The following is a 19252-nucleotide window of genomic DNA, read 5'->3' as shown; positions in this document are numbered from 1 at the left end:
GTTCAGCCCAGCTTGTCCTTGAGGATCTGGTTGACCACCGCCGGATTGCCCTTGCCCTGCAGCGCCTTCATCGTCTGGCCGACGAAGAAGCCGAACAGCTTGTCCTTGCCGCCGCGATATTCCTCGACCTTGTCCATATTGGCGGCGAGCACTTCATCGATCACGCTTTCGATCGCGCCGATGTCGCTGACCTGCGTGTTCGCTTCAATAGCTGACTTCAAAGAGACGTTGCCTTGCAAGACTTCAGCGTAGATTTCCTTTGCCTTGCCGGTTGAAATTGAGCCGTCGATTGTCGCCACGATGATAGCAGTGTTTGCGGTCGTAATCTGGTCCACCGGAATTCTAATTTCCACCGCATTCTCGACACCAGGCGCCTCCGAGAGAACCCAGTTTGCAACCCGTTTAGCAACTTCCCGCGGAGATTTGCCACTTTCTGACGAAACTTCCTCAAGCCGCGTCTCGAAGCGCGCAAAAGTCTCGACCTCGGCGGTCAATTCGCGAGCATTGTATTCGCTGAGGCCCAGTTCCCCGACATAGCGCGCGCGCTTGGCATCGGGCAGTTCGGGCAGCGAGGCGCGGCATTCCTCAAGGAATGCGTCGTCTAGCTCGAGCGGCAACAGGTCCGGATCGGGGAAATAGCGATAATCATGCGCGTCTTCCTTGCTGCGCATTGTCCGCGTGGTGCCGGTACCCGGATCGAACAGGCGGGTTTCCTGCTCCACAGCGCCGCCGCTCTCGATCAGGTCGACCTGGCGGTTCGCCTCATACTCGATCACCTGCATCACGAAGCGCACGGAGTTGACGTTCTTCGTCTCGGTACGCGTGCCGAATTCCTCGCCCGGGCGGCGCACGCTGACGTTGACGTCCGCCCGCATCGAACCTTCTTCCATATTGCCGTCACACGATCCGACATAGCGCAGGATGCTGCGCAACTTGCGGACATAGGCGCCAGCCTCTGCAGGGGAACGCATATCGGGCTTGGAGACGATTTCCATCAGCGCCACGCCGCAGCGGTTCAGGTCGACGTAGGACATGGTCGGGTGCTGGTCATGCATCAGCTTGCCCGCATCCTGTTCGACATGGATGCGTTCGATCCCGATCACCTTGTCTTCGGGAATCCCGGCCTTCTCGTCCGCCTCGATATGAAGCGAGCCTTCGCCCACCAGCGGATGGTAGAGCTGGCTGATCTGGTAGCCCTGCGGCAAATCGGCATAGAAGTAGTTCTTGCGGTCGAACCGGCTCCACTTGTTGATCTGCGCCTCGATCGCCATTCCGGTGCGCACCGCCTGGCGGATGCACTCGGCATTGGGCACAGGGAGCATGCCGGGCATCGCGGCATCGACGAGCGAAACCTGCGCATTGGGCTCCGCGCCGAAAGCGGTCGCCGCGCCGGAGAACAGCTTGGACTTCGAGACGACCTGCGCGTGAACCTCAAGGCCGATCACGACCTCCCATTCGCCGGTTGCGCCCTGGATGCGGTAATTACTCATCGTCTTTCGTCCGTGTATTTGTCGTATCGAAACGCGCTTCGCCATGCTCGACCGTGCGCGAGAGATAATAGGCGAAGCCGCCTACTGCTGCCATGGCTACGAGGAAGATGATGGCGAAGGTCACCACCACTTCTCCGGCCTGGCGCTGAACCCGGCGCGCTGTTCGATCGCGAGGCCTGCATTGAGCACGCCCTGCTCGTCGAAAGCCTTGCCTACGAGCTGCAGCCCCAGCGGCAACCCGTCCTTATTGGTCATCGCAGGAACGCTCATCGCCGGAAGCCCCGCCAGCGAGGCGGGCACGGCGAACACGTCATTGAGATACATCGCCAGCGGATCGTCGCTCATCTCGCCCAGCGGGAAGCTGGCGGTGGGCGTGGTCGGCGCAAGGATCACATCGCACTGCTTGAATGCTTCGCTGAAGTCGCGCGAGACCAGCGCGCGGACCTTTTGCGCCTGGTTGTAATAGGCGTCGTAGAATCCTGCGCTCAGCACATAGGTGCCGATCAATATGCGGCGCTTCACCTCGTCGCCGAAACCGGCGGCGCGGGTAGCGGCGTACATGTCCTGCAAGCCGGCCCCCTCGGGCAGTTCGCGCAAGCCGTAACGCACGCCGTCATAGCGCGCGAGGTTGGACGAAGCTTCAGCCGGTGCCACGATGTAATAGGCGGGCAGCGCATATTTGGTGTGCGGCAGGCTGACGTCGACGATCTCCGCCCCCGCATCGCGCAGCCATTCCTTGCCGCGCTCCCAGCTGTCGAGGATTTCGGAATCGGTCCCGTCCATGCGGTATTCGCGCGGAATGCCGACCTTCTTGCCTCTTAGATCGGCGTCCAGGCCCGCTTCCCATGCGGGTACCGGCATGTCGAGGCTAGTGGCATCCTTCGGGTCGAAACCCGCCATCGCCTCCAGCATGATCGCGCAATCGGTGACGTCGCGCGCCATCGGCCCTGCCTGGTCGAGGCTGCTGGCAAAGGCGACCACACCCCAGCGGCTGCACCGGCCATAGGTCGGCTTGATCCCGCAAATGCCGGTGAAGGCGGCGGGCTGGCGGATCGAACCACCGGTGTCAGTGCCGGTCGCGGCAGGCGCGATCCGCGCCGATACGGCAGCCGACGAACCGCCCGACGAGCCGCCCGGGCTCATCGCCGCGTTGGTGCCTTCCTTGCGCCAGGGCGAAGAAACATTGCCGAAATAGGAGGTCTCGTTCGAGGAACCCATCGCGAACTGGTCAAGGTTGAGCTTGCCCAGCATGCCCGCGCCCGCGTTCCACAGGTTCTGGGACACGGTGCTTTCGTATTCAGGCTCGAACCCTTCGAGGATATGCGATGCAGCGGTGGTCTGGACGCCCCTGGTGGCGAACAAATCCTTCATGCCGATCGGCACGCCCGCCATCTTGCCCAGCGGCTTGCCCGCCGCGCGGTCGGCATCGACCCGCTCGGCTGCCGCCAACGCATGATCCGGAGTGGTGACAATGAAAGCGTTGAGTTCGGCAGCACCGGCCACGGCGGCGTTAAAAGCCTCCGCCACTTCGCGCGCGGTGAAATCGCCCTTCGCAACCCCGTCACGGATCGCCTTGACGCCCAGTTCGGTAAAATCAGCCATTATTCGATCACCTTGGGCACGCCGAAGAAACCGTGTTCGGCCGCAGGCGCATTGGCGAGGACATCGTCGCGCTTGCCGCCGCCGGTCAGCGGATCGGCATCGACCACATCGTCGCGCAGGCGCAAATGATTGGGGATCACAGCGGTCATCGGCTCAATGCCGGTCACATCGACTTCGCCCAGCTGGTCGACCCATTTGAGGATGCCATTGAGCTCGGGCACCATGCGCTCGAGCTCTGCATCATCCATCTTGATGCGGGCCAAAGAGGCGATCTTGGCCACGGTTGTTTTATCTACGGACATAGCCGCGCGTTAGCGGTGCGTGCGGCGCGCTTCAAGCGGGAGTTGCGGCGGAAACACGCTATTCGAACGGTTGGCCGACAGGCTTTCCGTCGATGTACAGCTGCTGACCATTGAAGGGCCGCAATTCGACTGGACCATCCCAGTCGATCTTGTTCACTTCAGAGGCGCCGCTCGGCACAAGCTTGCCGTCTTGCTGCCAGTATTGGACCAGCTTGCCTTTATCGCGATCGTAGATGAGAAGGCGATGATCCCCATTGCTAAGCAGCACAACAACCGGCCCGGCTGCGATATTGCCTACCTCGACCGCGCGGCAAGATTCGCGGCAGGTATGGACTTCGCTGCTGACAAATTCGCGGACCGCGTTGGCGATCGCTGGATCACTAACTTCGATCTGAGCGTTTTCAGCAATCTCGCGGCGTTCGCTGGCGGTGGTCTGTCCGTAGTAGGGGCGCGTCTCTTGATTGACCGCGTCATTTGCCAGCTTCGCGATTTCCGCATTCTCGCTCTTGGCAAGTTCAGCCAGCGCATCCCGCCCAGCCTCGCCGAAGTCCCAGCGAAGCGCGGAATAATCGAAGTCATCAACGCTCACTTTGCCGCTTTCCAGACGGGCGAGCTGGTTGCTGGCCGAAACCGCGCCGAAATTGAAGATCGGCAGCGCCAGGGCAAAGGCAATCACGCAGGTCAGCACCGCCAGATGCAGGTTCGCTTGCCGCAGCAGGTCGCGCCAGCCTGCGCGCCGCCCGCGAAGGGCCGCGACAAAGTACCCCACGCCATAGGCCACGGCGACCGCAATCGCGACCAGCGCCCACAGCCGTTCGGGGCTTAGGCCATGCTGGCCGATCCGTGTGCCCATCGAAATCGCCGCCATCACCGAAAGCGGCAGGATCCCCAGCGCCAGCACGAAGCCCGCCAGCCGCAAAATGCGCGAATTGCTCGCCTGCTCGTCCTCGTCGCGCACCACGGCATTGGCGAGCACGAAGCACCCGACCGCAATGGAAAGCAGCAATGGCGTGGCGCTCTTGGTCGCTTCCCACAGCACGTCGAGCCCCGATGCCGCGACCGCGAGCAGGAAGATGACCAGCGCAATCGCCAGCGGCACTGCCAGGATCGACAGCACCAGCAGGACCACGTTCTGCAGCGTGCCGATGATCTTCAGCTGGTTGCGCAGCACACCCAGCGCCGCGCCGAAGGCTGCACCGGAATACAGCCAGCCGAACCAGTCTTCGTCGATCAGGTCTTGCAGCAGGTCGATCTTGATGACGCTGAACAGCTCGGCAAGCAATGCGAGCAACGCCCAAGCCAGGCCGACAAACGCCAACGCGCCCGCTCCGCTGATCGCGTCGGTCCAGACATGGAAATGGGTCGCCTTGTAGCTTGTGCCCCAGCGCAAGCGGTGAAAGCCCGCCTGGAACAGCGGCAGCGCCAGTGTGACCGCCAATATGCCGGCCGCGACCCAGAATTCCTCGTCGGCATAGCGATCGCCTGCGCTGGTCGCGCGCCAGGCGATCCCCGCCATGACCAGCGCAACCGCTGCGGCAAAGATGGCGGGCGCTTCCCAGCGATCCTGCGCCAGCGTGAACGCCAGCGCCAGCGGGCCAAACACCGCCGCGGCGGCCAGCGCCATGCGCCATGGGACGTTCTCTCCGCCATCAGCCGCGAAATAGACCAGCAGCCCGGCCAGCCCCAGCAGGGCGGCGAGCAGCCAGGGCCGCAAGGGCCAGTCGTGCAGGACTGCCTCGTCGGCAGGGTGAGCGATTGCGCTTTGGTCAGCCATCCGGCGGTTGTCGCAGGTTTGAACCTGCGATCAACCCGCTATCCGGCTTAGTCCATTTTTACGGTTGAGGAACCGGCGCACCTTCAGGAGCCGCTTGCGGGCCGCCTGGCGCGCCCTGCCCCTGCATCATCTGCTGCATCATCATGAAGCGCCGTTCGGCGTCTTCCTGACTCATGAAATCGACCATCTCGACTTCGAAGACAAGGTCGGAACCCGGCGGGATGCTCGAAGTCGGCGGCGGCGAATCACCATAGGCCAGCACGGCGGGGATATGCAGCGTGTACTTGCCGCCCTTCTCCATCTGCTTCAGCCCCTGGTAGAAGCCTTCGACCATCCGGCCCGGCTCGATCAGCATGGGAACCCCATCGGGAAACAGTCCCGGCGGGAAAGGCGAAGCGCCCGCTTCGTCGAACACAGTGCCGTCAGCGAGAGTGCCCTTGTATTTCACGAAGGCCACATCGCCATCCGCAGGGCTGGCGCCGGTGCCCGCCACCAGTTCTTCAACCGAGATCGAAGGCGGCATTGTGGTCCAGGCAAGCCCCGCACCCAGTAGGACTGCGCCGATCACGCCCAGCCACAGCTTGGCAAGCGAGCCTTTTTCGATCGGCTGGATCGGAACGCGGGTAACTTCGGTCATTGATTCGTGTCCTGCTGCAATCGGTTGCGCCCGGTGGTGCAATGCAAAAGGGCGCGGAATCGGTTTCCGCGCCCTGATGGCTTATCGCATGTAGGTGTTCAAGCGCGAAACGCCCGAACGCGTCGGCATTACTTGCTGCCGTCGCGCTCCATCCGCTTGCGCTCGAGCTTACGTGCGCGGCGAACGGCAGCGGCCTTTTCACGGGCGCGCTTTTCACTCGGCTTTTCAAAGTGCCGGCGCAGCTTCATTTCGCGATACACCCCCTCGCGCTGCAGCTTCTTCTTGAGCGCGCGCAGGGCCTGGTCGACATTGTTATCGCGAACGATGATTTGCATAAATTCCTACACCTCACAGCAATGGTACAGAGCCCGCCTCAAGCGCGGGTTGCGCCACTTGAAAATCAACGAAAAAGGCGCCGAATCCGCGAACGGTCGGCCTCATCCGGGGGCGCCCTAGCGAAATCAGCACCTTTTGGCAAGGCTCTGGCAGCGAAAGCGCTGCTAGGCATAAAGCGCTTGGCTCGTTAAGGAGTGCCGCAATGTCTGCCGCACTCTCTCCATTCGCCGCCAGCCTCAACGTCGCCATAGGCGGCGGGGTGGGCGCGCTCCTGCGTTACCAGCTGGGGCGCGGGATGACTCATTGGCTCGGCCCGCAAGTGGTCACGACCTTCCCTTGGGCCACATTGGCCGTCAATGTGATAGGCAGCATGGCGATGGGCCTGCTCGCCGGCTGGCTGGCACGCCACGGCAGCGCACAAGGCGAGCAGTTGCGCCTGCTGCTGGGCGTGGGCCTGCTGGGAGGCTTCACCACTTTCAGCGCTTTCAGCCTTGAACTGATGCTGCTGATCGAACGCGGCCAGCCTGCAACCGCGCTCGGCTATGCCGCCATTTCGGTGCTGGCCGGGCTGATCGGGCTCTATCTCGGCCTGATCGTGATGCGGATCGTCGGATGAGCGACGCAGCGAAACCCGCCGCGCCCGCAGTGCGCCAGTTCACGGTCGATGCCGATGATGACGGTGTGCGGCTCGACCGCTGGTTCAAGCGCCATTTGCCGCAAGTCGGCTTCGGCACCGTGTCCAAATGGGCGCGCACCGGCCAGCTGCGGGTCGACGGCAAGCGGGTAAAGCCCGAGGATCGACTGAGCGCGGGACAGGTCCTGCGCGTGCCCCCCGGCGGCGAGGACACCGGCCGCAAGCCCAAGCCGCAGCGCCAGCTTTCCGCCGAAGATCTCGCCGAGGCCCAGGCCATGGTGATCAAGCAGACCAAAAGCGCCATCGTGCTCAACAAGCCGCCCGGCCTCGCCACGCAGGGCGGAAGCAAGACCACCCGCCATGTCGACGGGCTGCTCGACGCCTTCGTCGAAGGAGACGAGCCGCGCCCGCGCCTCGTCCACCGGCTCGACAAGGATACATCGGGCGTCCTGCTGATCGCGCGCACGCCCGGCAGCGCCGCCTTTTTCTCCAAGCGCTTTTCAGGGCGCAGCGCCCGCAAGATCTATTGGGCGCTGATCGCGGGCGTTCCCGATGTGAAGGAAGGCACGATCGACGCACCGCTCGCCAAGCAGCCGGGCACCGGCGGCGAGAAAATGCATATCGACGAGGAAGGTGGGCAGCCTGCCAAGACGCGCTATCGCGTGGTCGACAAGGCCGGCAACCGCGCGGCCTGGGTCGAGCTCGAGCCGCTGACGGGCCGGACGCACCAACTGCGCGTACACCTTGCCGCTATCGGCCACCCGATCGTGGGCGACGGCAAATATGGCGGGCAGGATTCCTTCCTCACCGGCAGCATCAGCCGCAAGATGCACCTCCATGCGCGGCGGCTGATCATCGACGAGCCGGGCGGCGGCAAGCTGGACGTCACTGCAGAACTGCCCGAGCACTTCGCGGCGAGCATGGAACAGCTTGGCTTCGATCCGGGGCAGAGCGATGCCGCTCCGCTGCGCGACGACATTCCTGAAAAGACCCGCGCCGACAAGAAGCAGGCTGCACGCGCGCATGCCAAGCAATATCGCAAGGCGCGGCGTGGCGAGCGCCGTGGCCGGGGCGCCGCGCCCGCAGGCAAGGCGAAGCCCAAGGGACCGGCCAAGGGGCCGAAGCGCTGATGCATCCCAACCCGCTTTTTCGCAGCGAGGACCGTGCCCTGCTAGAAGCCCTTATCGACGAGATCGGCTTCGGCATGGTTTTCCTGACCACGCCCGATGGGCCGCGCGTTGCGCACACGCCCCTGCTTTCGACCGGTGACGGCGCGGTGCAGTTCCACCTTGCGCGCGGCAATGCGATTACCCGCCATCTCGACGGATCGAACGCGCTGGTAGTGGTCAATGGGCCTGACGCCTATGTCAGCCCCCGCTGGTATGCCGATCGCGCGACGGTGCCGACCTGGGACTACGTCGCGCTCGAACTCGAAGGCCGGGTGCGCCGGATGGACGATGACGGACTCGAAGCCTTCCTTTACAGCGTGATCGAACGCTTCGAAGGCAGGCTCGGCGGCGAGCAGTGGAGCGCAGACGAAACGCCCGAAAATATCTGGAGCGGCCTGTTCCGCGGCATCGTGGGCTTCGAAATGGAAATCCTCGCCTGGCGGCCGACGCTCAAGATGTCGCAAAAGAAATCGCCCGAAGAGCGCGAGCGGATTGCGGCAGGCCTGGCCGAGAACGGATCGCCCGCGCTGGCGCATCTGATGCGGACGCTTGGCGAATGAAACTCGCCGTATTCGATTGCGACGGCACGCTCGTCGACGGGCAGGCGCATGTCTGCGACACGATGGAGCAGGCCTTTCTCGATGCGGGCCTGGCCGCACCCGACCGCAACGAAGTGCGCCGCTCGGTAGGGTTGAGCCTGCCCGTGGCGATCCGCCATCTTGCGCCTGAACTCGATCCCGAAATGAATGCGCGGCTGGTGCAGGCCTATAAGGAAGGTTTCTTCGCGCGCAGGCAGCAAGGGCTGATCGACGAGCCGCTTTACGAAGGGATTCACGAAGTGCTGACCGGCTTGGCGGAAGCGGGCTGGCTTCTCGCTGTAGCCACCGGCAAGAGCGACAGGGGGCTCAATGCCTGCCTCGAACGGCACGGAATTTCCGATCTGTTCGTGTCTCTGCAGACCGCCGACCGCCACCCCTCGAAGCCGCACACAGCCATGCTGGACGCGGCGCTGTTCGAAGCGGGCGTGGCGCCCGGTGCAGCCGTGATGATCGGCGACACAACATTCGACATATTGATGGCGCGCGATGCGGGGGTGCGCGCGCTTGGCGTGGCCTGGGGTTACCACACGCCCGACGAACTTCGCCACGCAGGCGCGGAAGCGGTTGCGCAGCACCCGACAGAGCTGGAGAAATTGCTGTGATCGACGACAAGGAAGCGCTGGCGCGCCAACGCTACATGATCCTCAACCTGGTGCGGGTCGCAGGCGTAGCGATGGTGCTGGCGGGGATCGCGATTGCGCGCGGGGTGATCGACCTGCCCGTTCCGCTTGGATGGGTGCTGGCCTTTGCCGGCCTATTCGATTTCTTCTTTGCGCCCCGCTTGCTTGCGCGGGGGTGGCGCTCAAACGACCAATGAAGCGATTCTACAAGGAAGTCTCCGTCGCCGAGGTTCCGGGTGGCTGGCAAGTCACGCTCGACGGGCGCGGCATCAAGAGCATGAGAGGCGCACCGCAAGTGCTGCCCAGCCGCGCTCTGGCCGAGGCATTGGCGAGCGAATGGGCCGGCCAGGGTGAAGACATCGACCCCGCGGCGTTCCGCTTCCGCGACCAGGCCGATTTCGCGATCGATATCGTCGCAACTGACCCTGCAGCCGCAATCGATACCCTGCTGGGCTTCGCCGAAACCGATACGCTTTGCTACCGCGCCGATCCCGACGAGCCGCTCTATGCGCGCCAGCAAGCCGAATGGGAGCCGCTAGTCTCAGCCTTGGAACAGCGCGAAGGCATCGCGTTCACGCGCGTCAGCGGGATCATGCATCGCCCGCAGCCGCCTGCCACGCTCTCTCGCTTGCGCGAACGGCTGGAAGAACTCGATCATTTCGCGCTGGCCGGATTGCAGGCCGCGGCTTCGCTCGCCGCATCTCTGGCGATTGCGCTTCTTGCGCTGGAACAGGCGGAGGATCCTGACGTCCTGTGGCGGGCTGCCGGCCTCGAGGAAGAATGGCAGGCCGAGCAGTGGGGCCGCGACCCGCAAGCGGAGGAGCACCGCGCGCGGAAACATGCGGACTTCCTGGCGGCTTGCGAGTGGATGCGGCTGCAGCGCGCCTGAGCCCTATTGGGCGACCCAGTCTGCGACCTGGCGCGCCACGTCATTCGCTGCGCGATTGAGCGCTGCGCCTACCGGCCCTGCTTCGGCGATCACGCCTTGCTCGACCGCTTCGAAGCGCTGCTGCTCGACCACGCCGTCCTCTCCTACCAGCATGGCATCGAAACGAACCACGACTGCAGCGCGCGACGCGTCATAACCGAATTCGCTGATCTGGCCGCGCAATTGCGGGGCACCACGAGCCAGCGGATCGCCGCCAGCCAGCACCACGCGCTCGGTCCGCACGCGGATGGTTTCGGCGAGCATGCGACGGAACAATTGCCCCGGACGCTCGACCCACACGGCATCCTTCAGATAAGCCACATTGGTCGGGTCGATCCGCACGGGCACACGCAGCACGTCGATTTCGGCCGGAACAGCCAGCTCGTTAAGCGCAATCGCCTGCCCCCGCGCTGCGCTGACTGCGCTGCCCGCCGGTGCGGACATTTCGGGCGTCAGGGTAAGCAGGCTTTCGGGCGGTTCCGCCCCGCCTAGGCTCACGCAGCCACCCAGCGCCAGCAGCGGCGCCAGCAAGGCAAGGCGCAAGGCACCCCGGGGTCGTTTCGCGAGTGACGGCATGATGCCCCCCATAGTCATGGCCTTCCTCATGGCTTGTAGTCCGGCAGCGTTTCGCCCTTGAGAACCGCGCCAGCGCCCTGGCTTTCGAGACGCTCTGTCACCTTGCGCAGCGCGCGGCTGGTGGCTTCGAGATCGCGCAAGGTGGCTTCAGCCGCCGGGATCGTAGTCTGCGACAATTGCTGGGCGGCGGGTTCGGCCGCGTCGAGCGTCTTCGCCAGCGACGCCGAGGCTGCATTGACCGATTCGAGCGTGGCGCGCAGTTCTTTCGCCAGCGACTGACCCTCGCTGTTGATCACCTTGTCGGTCGAAGCCATCACCTTCTCGAAGGAGTCGAGCGCTTCGGCTGCTTCGGTCAGCGTCACCTGCAAGTCTTCGAGCGTCGCATTCACTTGCGGCGCGGTTTCGGCGAAGCTCGCCGTCATGGCATTGGTGTTGCGCAGGATGGCGGAAATCTCGTTCTGGTTGTCATCCGAAAGGACCTGCGTCATCCGTTCGGTCAGCGTCGCCAGCCGTTCGAGCAGCAGCGGTGCGTTCGACAGCAATTCGCCCAGCCCGCCCGGCTTGGTCGGGATCACCGGCACGCCTTCGGGGCAGGCGGTCGCGCCTTCGGCATCACCGCAGGTGATCGGCGGAGCGCCACGCCGCGCACCGTCGAGCAGGATGGTGGAGACCCCGGTGAATGAGCCCTGGATCGTGGCGGTGGTGCCGACCAATATCGGCACATCGTCGCGTACGCGCACCCTCACGCGCACAAACTCGGGGTCGCGTTCCCACAGCTGGATTTCGCTCACCTGCCCCACCGGCACGCCCGCGAACGACACTTCCGAACCCTTGGCCAGGCCCGAAACCGACTGCTGGAAGAAGATGTCGTAATCGTTCTGCTGGCCTTCGCCCAGCCGCGCGATCCACACGATGAACGCGGCCAACGCTGCCAGCAACAGCAGCGTGACCGCACCGACCCAGAGATGATTGGCCCGTGTTTCCATTCGCCCCTCTATGGCCCGCCGGGCCCGTCATTGTCCATCGACTTGGCCATGCCGTCCGCACGGGCCTTGCTGTCGCGAGCGGCGCGCCCGCGCGGCCCGTTGAAATATTCGTCGATCCACGGATGGTCGGTCTTGAGCAGTTCGGGGATCGTGCCAACCGCGATCACGCGCTTGTCCGCGATCACCGCCACGCGGTCGCAAATCTCGTATAGCGTGTCGAGATCGTGAGTGATCAGGAACACGGTGAGGCCAAGCGTTTCCTGCAATTCCTTGGTCAGCCGGTCGAACTTGGCCGCGCCGATCGGGTCCAGCCCGGCAGTCGGCTCGTCAAGAAACAGCAGCTCGGGATCGAGCGCGAGTGCGCGCGCCAGCCCGGCGCGCTTGCGCATCCCGCCCGAAAGTTCGGAGGGAAATTTGCTTACCGCATCCTCGCGCAGGCCCGACAGCAGCACCTTGTAACGCGCGATGTCGCGCCGCAGGCTGTCCTCGATATCGGGATAGAACTGTTTGAGCGGCGTCTCGACATTCTCGCCTACGGTCAGCGTCGAAAACAGCGCTCCGCCCTGGAACAGCACGCCCCAGCGGCTGCGTACGCCCATATAGGCGTCGGGATCGGCGCCGGTGATGTTGCGACCGAACACTTCGATGGTTCCAGCGGCAGCGGCCTGCAGCCCGATGATCGCGCGCATCAGCACCGATTTGCCCGTGCCCGATCCGCCCACGACACCGATGATCTCGCCGCGATTGACCGTAAGCGACAAATTCTCGTGCACGACATGCGTACCGAACTGGGTCTTGAGCCCTTCGACCACGATCGGGTGGTCGCCCTTGAAGCGTTCGTGCGCTTCGGGCGCGCGCTGGCCGAGCAAATTCATCCCCAGCCCACCTCGGTGAAGAATACCGCGAAAAAGGCGTCTAGCACGATCACTGCGAAGATGGCGGAGACGACCGCCATGGTCGTCCTGAGGCCAACCTCTTCGGAATTCCCCCGCACCTGCATCCCGTGATAGCAGCCGGCGAGCGCCACGATCAGGCCGAATACCGGCGCCTTGATCAGCCCGACCCACAAATCGTGCGTCGGCACCACTTCCTGGATCCGCGTGAGGAAGGTCCAGAAAGGGATGCCCAGCAACAGGTCACCCACCACCGCGCCGCCCACGATCGCCACGACCGAGGCGTAGAAGCCGAGCAGGATCATCATGAAGGTGCAGGCTAGGATGCGCGGCACCACCAGCACTTCGATCGGTGAAATCCCGATGGTACGCATGGCGTCGATTTCTTCGGTCAGCTTCATCGTGCCGATCTGCGCGGCAAAGGCCGAGCCTGAGCGGCCCGCAACCATGATTGCAGTCATCAGCACGCCCAGTTCGCGCAGCGTAATGCGCCCGACGAGGTTCACTGTAAGCGCTTCCGCGCCAAACTGTTCGAGCTGCACCGAGCCCTGCTGCGCGATCACGATCCCAATCAGGAAGCTCATCAGCCCTATGATCGGCAGTGCCGAAACCCCCACCAGTTCCATCTGGCGCACCAGCGCGGTCCCGCGAAATCGGCTGGGGTGTATGATCAGGCTGCCGCAAGCGATCAATACCTGGCCGAGGAACCCGACCACGCCGACGAAGCCCTGCCAGCCGTTGGTGACCAGCGCACCGGCGGCTTCTGGCACCCGCTCCCACACGGGCAGGCGCGGCGGTTCAAGTGCAGCATTGCTGTGCGCCGTGCCGACCGCCGCTAGCAATCGCTGCGCACGCTCGTCCGCACCGATGATTTCGGCGCAATGGCGTTCGGCAAGCTGGAGTGCGACCCAGGCACCGACCGTGTCGATCTCGGTCACACCGGCAATGTCGATGGCCTCGATTCCGTCCCCCACGGCGTAGAGATCCTGGTCGATCGCGCCGATGGTCGAGATCAAATAGGGGCCGGTGAGGACCAGCCTCCCCGCCCCGCTCTCGTCATGCTCGATTGAAAATTCGGCCCCGCCGTACATAGCGGCAAGGTATGCGGGGAAAATCGGGCCATAACAAGCGCGCAATGGAACTGGTCGCATCTGTCGTTGCTTCGCAGCCGCAACATTGGCAAAGGCGGTGCCCTATGAGTACCGAATTATCCAAGACTTTCGACCCCGCCGCGATCGAAGCGAAGTGGTATGCCCATTGGGAAACGAACGGGCTGTTCCGCCCCGAACGGCCCGATGCCGAGCCTTTCACGCTGGTCAACCCGCCTCCGAACGTGACGGGAAGCCTCCATATCGGCCACGCGCTCGACAACACGCTGCAGGACGTTGTGATCCGTTACGAGCGGCTCAAGGGCAAGGATGCGCTGTGGGTGGTCGGCACCGACCATGCGGGCATCGCCACGCAGATGGTGGTCGAACGCCAGCTCGAGGAGCGGCAGGACAAGCGCACCAATTACTCGCGCGAGGAATTCGTCGATCTCGTGTGGAAGTGGAAGGCCGAAAGCGGCGGCAAGATCACCGGCCAGCTTCGTCGGCTGGGCTGTTCTATGGACTGGAGCCGCGAACAGTTCACCATGGACGAGCACTTCACGCGCGCCGTTCTCAAAGTATTCGTCGACCTCTACAATGACGGGTTGATCTACCGCGACAAGCGGCTGGTCAATTGGGACCCCAAGCTCAAGACCGCGATTTCGGACCTCGAGGTCGAACAGCAGACTGTCGCAGGCAGCTTCTGGCATCTCAAATACCCGCTTGCCGATGGCGTAACGCTCGACCACCCCGACCTTGGCGCGCGCGACTATCTTGAGGTCGCCACCACGAGGCCTGAAACCATGCTGGCCGACATGGCCGTGGCGGTGCACCCCAACGATGAACGCTACAAGAGCGTGGTCGGCAAATATGTGGTGCTGCCGATTACAGGGCGGCGCGTGCCGATCGTGGCTGACGAGCACGCCGATCCCGAACTGGGATCGGGCTGCGTCAAGATCACTCCGGGGCATGACTTCAACGACTTCGAAGTGGGCAAGCGCGCGGGGATCGCCCCGGCAGACATGCTCAACATGCTCGATAGCGACGCGAATGTCTGCCAGACGGCGGACGGGCTGGTGCCCGCCGAATTCATCGGCCTCCACCGCTTCCGGAAGGACGGTGTAGACGGCGCGCGCGAACTGGTGGTCCAGCGCCTGAAGGAACAGGGCTATCTCATCCCGCATGTCGTCGAGAAGGATGGCGAGCGGATCGAACACGATGCCGAACCGCGCCAGATCGCAACGCCTTTCGGCGACCGCGGCGGAGTGGTGATCGAGCCGTGGTTGACCGACCAGTGGTACGTCAACGCCGCCGAACTGGCGAAGAAGCCGATCGAAGCGGTGAAGACCGGCGAGATCGAAATCGTCCCCAAGAGCTGGGAAAAGACCTTCTTCAACTGGATGGAGAACATCCAGCCATGGTGCGTCAGCCGCCAGCTGTGGTGGGGCCACCGGATCCCGGCCTGGTATGACGAGGCCGGCAAGGTCTATGTCGCCATGACCGAGGAAGAGGCGCAAGCGCAAGCAGGCGCAGGCGTGAACCTCACTCGCGACAATGACGTGCTCGACACGTGGTTCTCATCCGCGCTGTGGCCCTTCGCCACGCTTGGCTGGCCCGAGAGCACCGAACTGCTCGACAAGCATTATCCCAATAATCTGCTGATCAGCGGCTTCGACATATTGTTCTTCTGGGACGCCCGCATGATGATGATGGGCTATTACAACATGGGCCAGCGCCCGTGGGAAAAGCTCTATCTCCACGGCCTCGTGCGCGCGGCGGACGGCGCAAAAATGTCCAAGTCGAAGGGCAATGTGGTCGATCCGCTTGGCCTGATCGACCAGTATGGCGCTGACGCGCTGCGCTTCTTCATGGCGGCGATGGAAAGCCAGGGCCGCGACATCAAGATGGATGAGAAGCGGGTCGAGGGTTACCGCAACTTCGCCACCAAGCTGTGGAACGCGACGCGTTTCTGCCAGTCGAACGGGATCGGCGCTTCCACTTCCATCGCAGCACCCAAAGCGAAGCTCGCTGCCAACCAGTGGATCATTGGCGAAGTGGCGCAGACCGTCACGGCGCTCGAAGCCGCCATGGCCGATCTCCGCTTCGACGCGGCCGCCAACGCGATCTATCATTTCGTGTGGGACCGGTTCTGCGACTGGTATCTCGAGCTGATCAAGCCGGTGTTCCAGGGCGAGGCAGACAGCCCCGCCGCGCAGGAAACCCGCGCCGTGGCCGGATGGGCGCTCGACCAGATTCTCGTGATGCTGCACCCCTTCATGCCCTTCATCACAGAAGAGCTGTGGCACGCGCAGGGTGAGCGTGGGTACGAGCTCATCCTCGCCAAATGGCCGGAACCCGATGCCAGCGTGAGCAAGGAAGCGACCGACGCGATCGACTGGGTGATCGAACTGACCACTGCAGTGCGCAGCGCGAAGAACGAACTCGGCATTGCCCCGGGCGCGAAGCTCGCGGCCTTTTGCCCCGCCCCTTCCGATGTCGCGCAACGCGTGATCGAGCGCAGCAGCGCGGCGATCGAACGGCTCGCGCGATTGACGCCGGTTACGCTGGGCGAGGCGCCCTCGGGGCCCGCCATGCAAGTGACCGCAGGCGACGACGTGTTCATCGTGCCGCTTGAAGGCGTGATCGATATCGACGCCGAGAAGGCTCGACTCCAGAAGGCGCTCGACGCTTCAGCCAAGGAAGCGAAATCGCTCGAAGGGCGGCTGTCCAACCCGTCCTTCGTCGAACGCGCCAAGCCCGAAGCGGTTGAAAAGGCGCGCGCCGACCATGCCCATCACAGTGCGGAAGTCGAGCGGCTACAGGCTGCGTTGGCGCGACTTGGTTAGGAAATGATCCGTTCGCCCTGAGCTTGTCGAAGGGCTGTCCTTTTCCTTATTGTCGGGCCTGGCGAAACACAGGGCTTCGACAGGCTCAGCCGAACGGAATGGATATGGCGCTAGTACTGGCAACAACGGCCCCCGGCGAACCGGAGATTTTCGCTTCGCTGCAAGGCGAAGGGCCCAGCGCGGGGATGCCGGTCGCTTTCATGCGCTTGAGCCGCTGCAACCTAGCCTGCGTGTGGTGCGACACGGCCTACACCTGGCATTTCGAGGGCGACAATCGGCCGCATCGCGATGGCAAGACTTTCGAGCGCAAGGCCAACCAGGTCTCGCTGCAAGTGACCGATGTCGCTGCGCGGATCGCTGCATTGGGGCAGAAGCGCCTCGTCATCACCGGCGGGGAGCCGCTGCTGCAAGCGGGCAAGCTGGCGGAGCTGCTCGCGCTGCTGCCCGACATCTCGGTCGAGATCGAGACCAACGGCACCGTGGCTGCACCCGCGCGGCTCGATATCCGTGTCGATCAGTACAACGTCAGCCCCAAGCTGGCGCATTCCGGCAATGAAGCGGAGCTGGCGCTGATCCCCGAACGGCTCGATGCCTATGCCACCGACCCGCGCGCATTCTTCAAATTCGTGATCGCTTCGCCCGCTGACGTCGACGAAGTGCTGGCGCTGCATCGCCGCTATCGCTTCGGGCCTGGCCATGTCTTCCTGATGCCCGAAGGCACCGACAGCGCTACTCTGCGCGAGCGCGAGACATGGCTCAGCGAGCTATGCCTTAAGCACGGCTTCCGGATGAGCGACCGGCTGCATATCCATCTCTACGGGGATACGCGCGGGACTTAAGCATTCTGGATTCCCGCGTTCGCGGGAATGACGAAACAAGAGGAAGGCGAGTTCGCAGGAGGGAATTTCCGGGAGGGCAAGGTGAAAATGGCGGACTGCGAGAACCGGCGCGCAGCGACCATGTGGGTCGTGAGCACCGGAAGCGCAGCAGGCTGCCGTTTGCAGCCCGCCATCGCGGAAATTACCCTTGCGAACGCCAGCGCTGGACGACGCGGTGGACGACCTCTTCCTCGCCGCCGGTTTCGTTCCACAGCTGCACGAAGCTCGGGTCTTCCGAAGCCGGGCGCTTGTTCTCTTCGAGATTGTCGAAGGCGACGCGGATCGGGATTGCGACACCTTCGCCGCAGACGATGCATTCGCGGTTACGCAGCGCCGGAATCGAATCGAGGAAGCCGCGTGCGCCTTCGGGCATGGCGGCGCGCACGAAGGCCTGGTCGCGCTCGTTGTTGAGGCGCATCGAGATGATCGTGCCGCACTGCGAGAGCACGCCTTCGGCAAGGTCGGACGGGCGCTGCGTGATCAGGCCCAGCGAGATGCCGTATTTACGGCCTTCCTTGGCGATTCGGCTGAGGATGCGGCCAACCGATGAACCGTCGGCGTTCTTCTCATTGGGCACGTAGCGGTGCGCCTCTTCGCAGACCAGCAGGATCGGGCGGGTCTTGTCGTCGCGGCCCCAGATCGCAAAGTCGAACACCAGTCGGCTGAGCACGGCTACCACCGTGCTGGTGATGTCTGAAGGCACACCCGACACGTCGATGATCGAGATTGGCTTGCCGTCGCCCGGCATGCGGAACACCTTGCCGATGAATTCGGCCATGGTGTCGCCCACCAGCATCCCTGAGAACATAAACTGGTAGCGCGGATCGGCCTTGATTTCGTCGAGCTTGTTCTTGATCCGCATATAGGGGGCAGACGAAGTCGCCTTGTCGAGCTTGCCCATCTCGTCGAGGATCTTGTTCGAAAGGTCCGACAGGAGATAGGGGATCGGCGAATCCACCGTGATCTTTCCGAGATGTTCGGCCAGCCGGTTCTTCTGGCGCGCGTGCAGCAGGCACTTTGCCAAAATGTCGGCATCGACCTGCCGCTCGTTGCCTGCGCTAGTGAGCAGAACTTCGCAATGCTCTTCGAAGTTCATCAGCCAATAGGGCATCTGAAGGTTCGACACGTCGAGGATCAGGCCGGTCTGGCGGAACGCCGCCGAATATTCGCCGTGCGGGTCGACCATCACGATATGACCATCGGGCGCAGCCTGGCAGATGCGGTGCAGGATCAGCGCGGCGCTGGTCGACTTACCGGTACCGGTCGAGCCGAGCAGCGCGAAGTGCTTGCCCAGCATGGCATCGATGTAGAGCCCGGCGCGGATGTCGCGCGTCGGGAACACGGTGCCGATTTCGATATTGGCACGGCCATCGCTGGCATAGACTTGCTTGAGGTCGGTCGTGGTCGCCGGATAGATCATCGCACCCGGGATCGGGTAGCGTGTGACGCCGCGGCGGAACCCGCGCAGCCGCCCGGTCAGCTTCTCTTCGACGCCTTCGCCGAGGAAGTCGATATTGGCGAGGATGCCGCCATTGGCGCGGCGATCCTTGCGCTGGTTGCGAACGCTGGCGAGCAGCCAACTATCGCCAACGCGGATCTTGATCTGGCTGCCGACCTGCCCGGCCAGCGCAATCGAAGGATCGTCATCCTCCATGCATTCGTTGATCCGCTGGATATCGAGCGCGATCTCAGAGCCCGAACCCGCGATTTCCAGCACAACGCCGATCGGCATGCGAGCATTGTCATCTGGAGCAGAGGAAGGCTTGGGCGCCGCAGCGCCGGCAGCAGCTGTCGGCCGAGCCGCATCCTGCGGTTGCTGGCCGTTCGCCGGGTTGAACGAGTCGAAATTCTGATTGCCCATATCGGTCATGCAAAGCCCCAAGACGCGTGGAAT

Annotated in this window: 20 protein-coding genes; 8 read left to right on the top strand and 12 right to left on the bottom strand. The window is 63.7% G+C overall.

Annotated features, from left to right (window positions below; all coding sequences use genetic code 11):
* Positions 1-2: 2 nt before the first annotated feature.
* The 7 genes from gatB to rpsU form a co-directional block, all read right to left on the bottom strand.
* A complete protein-coding gene (gene gatB / locus ACUJ47_RS13035) occupies positions 3-1490 on the bottom strand; it encodes an Asp-tRNA(Asn)/Glu-tRNA(Gln) amidotransferase subunit GatB (protein ID WP_445538809.1) in 1488 nt (495 codons plus the stop codon).
* Positions 1483-1617, bottom strand: a complete 135-nt coding sequence (locus ACUJ47_RS13030; protein WP_445538808.1) for a hypothetical protein — start codon at positions 1615-1617, stop codon at positions 1483-1485. The genes gatB and ACUJ47_RS13030 overlap by 8 nt, the downstream gene beginning before the upstream one ends.
* Positions 1611-3092 (bottom strand): Asp-tRNA(Asn)/Glu-tRNA(Gln) amidotransferase subunit GatA, encoded by a 1482-nt coding sequence (gene gatA / locus ACUJ47_RS13025; protein ID WP_445538807.1) that lies wholly within the window; start codon positions 3090-3092, stop codon positions 1611-1613. The genes ACUJ47_RS13030 and gatA overlap by 7 nt, the downstream gene beginning before the upstream one ends.
* Complete coding sequence (gene gatC / locus ACUJ47_RS13020) at positions 3092-3394, bottom strand: Asp-tRNA(Asn)/Glu-tRNA(Gln) amidotransferase subunit GatC (RefSeq protein WP_445538806.1); 303 nt, start codon at positions 3392-3394, stop codon at positions 3092-3094. Before gatC ends, gatA begins: the two co-directional genes overlap by 1 nt.
* A gap of 58 nt (positions 3395-3452) precedes the next feature.
* The gene (locus ACUJ47_RS13015) at positions 3453-5168 is read right to left on the bottom strand and encodes a DUF4153 domain-containing protein (RefSeq protein WP_445538805.1); all 1716 of its coding nucleotides are present in this window, start codon (positions 5166-5168) and stop codon (positions 3453-3455) included.
* Positions 5169-5226: 58 nt separating this feature from the next.
* Positions 5227-5805, bottom strand: coding sequence for an FKBP-type peptidyl-prolyl cis-trans isomerase (locus ACUJ47_RS13010; RefSeq protein ID WP_445538804.1), 579 nt, complete (start codon positions 5803-5805; stop codon positions 5227-5229).
* 128 nt (positions 5806-5933) lie between these two features.
* Complete coding sequence (gene rpsU / locus ACUJ47_RS13005) at positions 5934-6140, bottom strand: 30S ribosomal protein S21 (protein WP_054531871.1); 207 nt, start codon at positions 6138-6140, stop codon at positions 5934-5936.
* A 203-nt stretch (positions 6141-6343) separates the two neighbouring features.
* On the opposite strand from rpsU, the gene crcB reads away from it, so the two are divergent.
* Genes crcB through ACUJ47_RS12975 form a run of 6 tightly spaced genes read left to right on the top strand, consistent with a single transcriptional unit; the run spans position 6344 to position 10052 of the window.
* Entirely contained in the window at positions 6344-6757 is a 414-nt protein-coding gene (gene crcB, locus ACUJ47_RS13000) for a fluoride efflux transporter CrcB (protein WP_445538803.1), read from the top strand.
* On the top strand, positions 6754-7905 hold the full coding sequence (locus ACUJ47_RS12995; RefSeq protein WP_445538802.1) for a pseudouridine synthase: 1152 nt from the start codon (positions 6754-6756) through the stop codon (positions 7903-7905). Before crcB ends, ACUJ47_RS12995 begins: the two co-directional genes overlap by 4 nt.
* Positions 7905-8504, top strand: coding sequence for an FMN-binding negative transcriptional regulator (locus ACUJ47_RS12990; RefSeq protein WP_445538801.1), 600 nt, complete (start codon positions 7905-7907; stop codon positions 8502-8504). Before ACUJ47_RS12995 ends, ACUJ47_RS12990 begins: the two co-directional genes overlap by 1 nt.
* Positions 8501-9145 (top strand): HAD-IA family hydrolase, encoded by a 645-nt coding sequence (locus ACUJ47_RS12985; protein WP_445538800.1) that lies wholly within the window; start codon positions 8501-8503, stop codon positions 9143-9145. Before ACUJ47_RS12990 ends, ACUJ47_RS12985 begins: the two co-directional genes overlap by 4 nt.
* Positions 9142-9360: a hypothetical protein gene (locus ACUJ47_RS12980; protein WP_354144526.1), complete on the top strand. Its 219-nt coding sequence runs from the start codon at positions 9142-9144 to the stop codon at positions 9358-9360. The genes ACUJ47_RS12985 and ACUJ47_RS12980 overlap by 4 nt, the downstream gene beginning before the upstream one ends.
* Positions 9357-10052, top strand: a complete 696-nt coding sequence (locus ACUJ47_RS12975) for an ATP12 family chaperone protein (RefSeq protein WP_445538799.1) — start codon at positions 9357-9359, stop codon at positions 10050-10052. The genes ACUJ47_RS12980 and ACUJ47_RS12975 overlap by 4 nt, the downstream gene beginning before the upstream one ends.
* 3 nt (positions 10053-10055) lie before the next feature.
* Here the strand turns inward: ACUJ47_RS12975 and ACUJ47_RS12970 are convergent, their stop codons facing one another.
* Genes ACUJ47_RS12970 through ACUJ47_RS12955 form a run of 4 tightly spaced genes read right to left on the bottom strand, consistent with a single transcriptional unit; the run spans position 10056 to position 13637 of the window.
* Positions 10056-10685, bottom strand: coding sequence for an ABC-type transport auxiliary lipoprotein family protein (locus tag ACUJ47_RS12970; protein ID WP_445538798.1), 630 nt, complete (start codon positions 10683-10685; stop codon positions 10056-10058).
* An 8-nt stretch (positions 10686-10693) separates the two neighbouring features.
* Positions 10694-11653 carry an MlaD family protein gene (locus ACUJ47_RS12965; RefSeq protein WP_445538797.1) on the bottom strand — a complete coding sequence of 320 codons (960 nt, stop codon included), beginning with the start codon at positions 11651-11653 and terminating at the stop codon, positions 10694-10696.
* Positions 11654-11661: 8 nt separating this feature from the next.
* Entirely contained in the window at positions 11662-12528 is an 867-nt protein-coding gene (locus ACUJ47_RS12960) for an ABC transporter ATP-binding protein (protein ID WP_445538796.1), read from the bottom strand.
* Positions 12525-13637: an MlaE family ABC transporter permease gene (locus ACUJ47_RS12955; RefSeq protein WP_445538795.1), complete on the bottom strand. Its 1113-nt coding sequence runs from the start codon at positions 13635-13637 to the stop codon at positions 12525-12527. The genes ACUJ47_RS12960 and ACUJ47_RS12955 overlap by 4 nt, the downstream gene beginning before the upstream one ends.
* 104 nt (positions 13638-13741) lie before the next feature.
* Here ACUJ47_RS12955 and ACUJ47_RS12950 point away from each other — a divergent pair, with 104 nt between their 5' ends.
* Positions 13742-16480 carry a valine--tRNA ligase gene (locus ACUJ47_RS12950; RefSeq protein ID WP_445538794.1) on the top strand — a complete coding sequence of 913 codons (2739 nt, stop codon included), beginning with the start codon at positions 13742-13744 and terminating at the stop codon, positions 16478-16480.
* Between the two features lie 104 nt (positions 16481-16584).
* Complete coding sequence (locus ACUJ47_RS12945) at positions 16585-17319, top strand: 7-carboxy-7-deazaguanine synthase QueE (protein WP_445538793.1); 735 nt, start codon at positions 16585-16587, stop codon at positions 17317-17319.
* Positions 17320-17500: 181 nt separating this feature from the next.
* On the opposite strand, the gene ACUJ47_RS12940 is transcribed toward ACUJ47_RS12945, so the two are convergent.
* Complete coding sequence (locus ACUJ47_RS12940) at positions 17501-19228, bottom strand: ATP-binding protein (RefSeq protein ID WP_445538792.1); 1728 nt, start codon at positions 19226-19228, stop codon at positions 17501-17503.
* Between the last annotated feature and the right edge of the window lie 24 nt (positions 19229-19252).

This window comes from Altererythrobacter sp. Z27 (genome assembly GCF_052683155.1).
Note: the sequence above shows the minus strand (reverse complement) of the source record. Positions and strands in the feature narration are given on the sequence as shown.

Coding starts and splice junctions, on each gene's coding strand:
- ACUJ47_RS13010 (WP_445538804.1), bottom strand. CDS start 5,805: ATGACCGAAGTTACCCGCGTTCCGATCCAGCCGATCGAAAAAGGCTCG.
- ACUJ47_RS12955 (WP_445538795.1), bottom strand. CDS start 13,637: ATGTACGGCGGGGCCGAATTTTCAATCGAGCATGACGAGAGCGGGGCG.
- gatA (WP_445538807.1), bottom strand. CDS start 3,092: ATGGCTGATTTTACCGAACTGGGCGTCAAGGCGATCCGTGACGGGGTT.
- rpsU (WP_054531871.1), bottom strand. CDS start 6,140: ATGCAAATCATCGTTCGCGATAACAATGTCGACCAGGCCCTGCGCGCG.
- ACUJ47_RS12945 (WP_445538793.1), top strand. CDS start 16,585: ATGGCGCTAGTACTGGCAACAACGGCCCCCGGCGAACCGGAGATTTTC.
- ACUJ47_RS12990 (WP_445538801.1), top strand. CDS start 7,905: ATGCATCCCAACCCGCTTTTTCGCAGCGAGGACCGTGCCCTGCTAGAA.
- ACUJ47_RS12950 (WP_445538794.1), top strand. CDS start 13,742: ATGAGTACCGAATTATCCAAGACTTTCGACCCCGCCGCGATCGAAGCG.
- gatC (WP_445538806.1), bottom strand. CDS start 3,394: ATGTCCGTAGATAAAACAACCGTGGCCAAGATCGCCTCTTTGGCCCGC.
- ACUJ47_RS12970 (WP_445538798.1), bottom strand. CDS start 10,685: ATGACTATGGGGGGCATCATGCCGTCACTCGCGAAACGACCCCGGGGT.
- ACUJ47_RS12965 (WP_445538797.1), bottom strand. CDS start 11,653: ATGGAAACACGGGCCAATCATCTCTGGGTCGGTGCGGTCACGCTGCTG.
- ACUJ47_RS12985 (WP_445538800.1), top strand. CDS start 8,501: ATGAAACTCGCCGTATTCGATTGCGACGGCACGCTCGTCGACGGGCAG.
- gatB (WP_445538809.1), bottom strand. CDS start 1,490: ATGAGTAATTACCGCATCCAGGGCGCAACCGGCGAATGGGAGGTCGTG.
- ACUJ47_RS12960 (WP_445538796.1), bottom strand. CDS start 12,528: ATGAATTTGCTCGGCCAGCGCGCGCCCGAAGCGCACGAACGCTTCAAG.
- ACUJ47_RS13015 (WP_445538805.1), bottom strand. CDS start 5,168: ATGGCTGACCAAAGCGCAATCGCTCACCCTGCCGACGAGGCAGTCCTG.
- ACUJ47_RS12975 (WP_445538799.1), top strand. CDS start 9,357: ATGAAGCGATTCTACAAGGAAGTCTCCGTCGCCGAGGTTCCGGGTGGC.
- ACUJ47_RS12940 (WP_445538792.1), bottom strand. CDS start 19,228: ATGACCGATATGGGCAATCAGAATTTCGACTCGTTCAACCCGGCGAAC.
- crcB (WP_445538803.1), top strand. CDS start 6,344: ATGTCTGCCGCACTCTCTCCATTCGCCGCCAGCCTCAACGTCGCCATA.
- ACUJ47_RS12995 (WP_445538802.1), top strand. CDS start 6,754: ATGAGCGACGCAGCGAAACCCGCCGCGCCCGCAGTGCGCCAGTTCACG.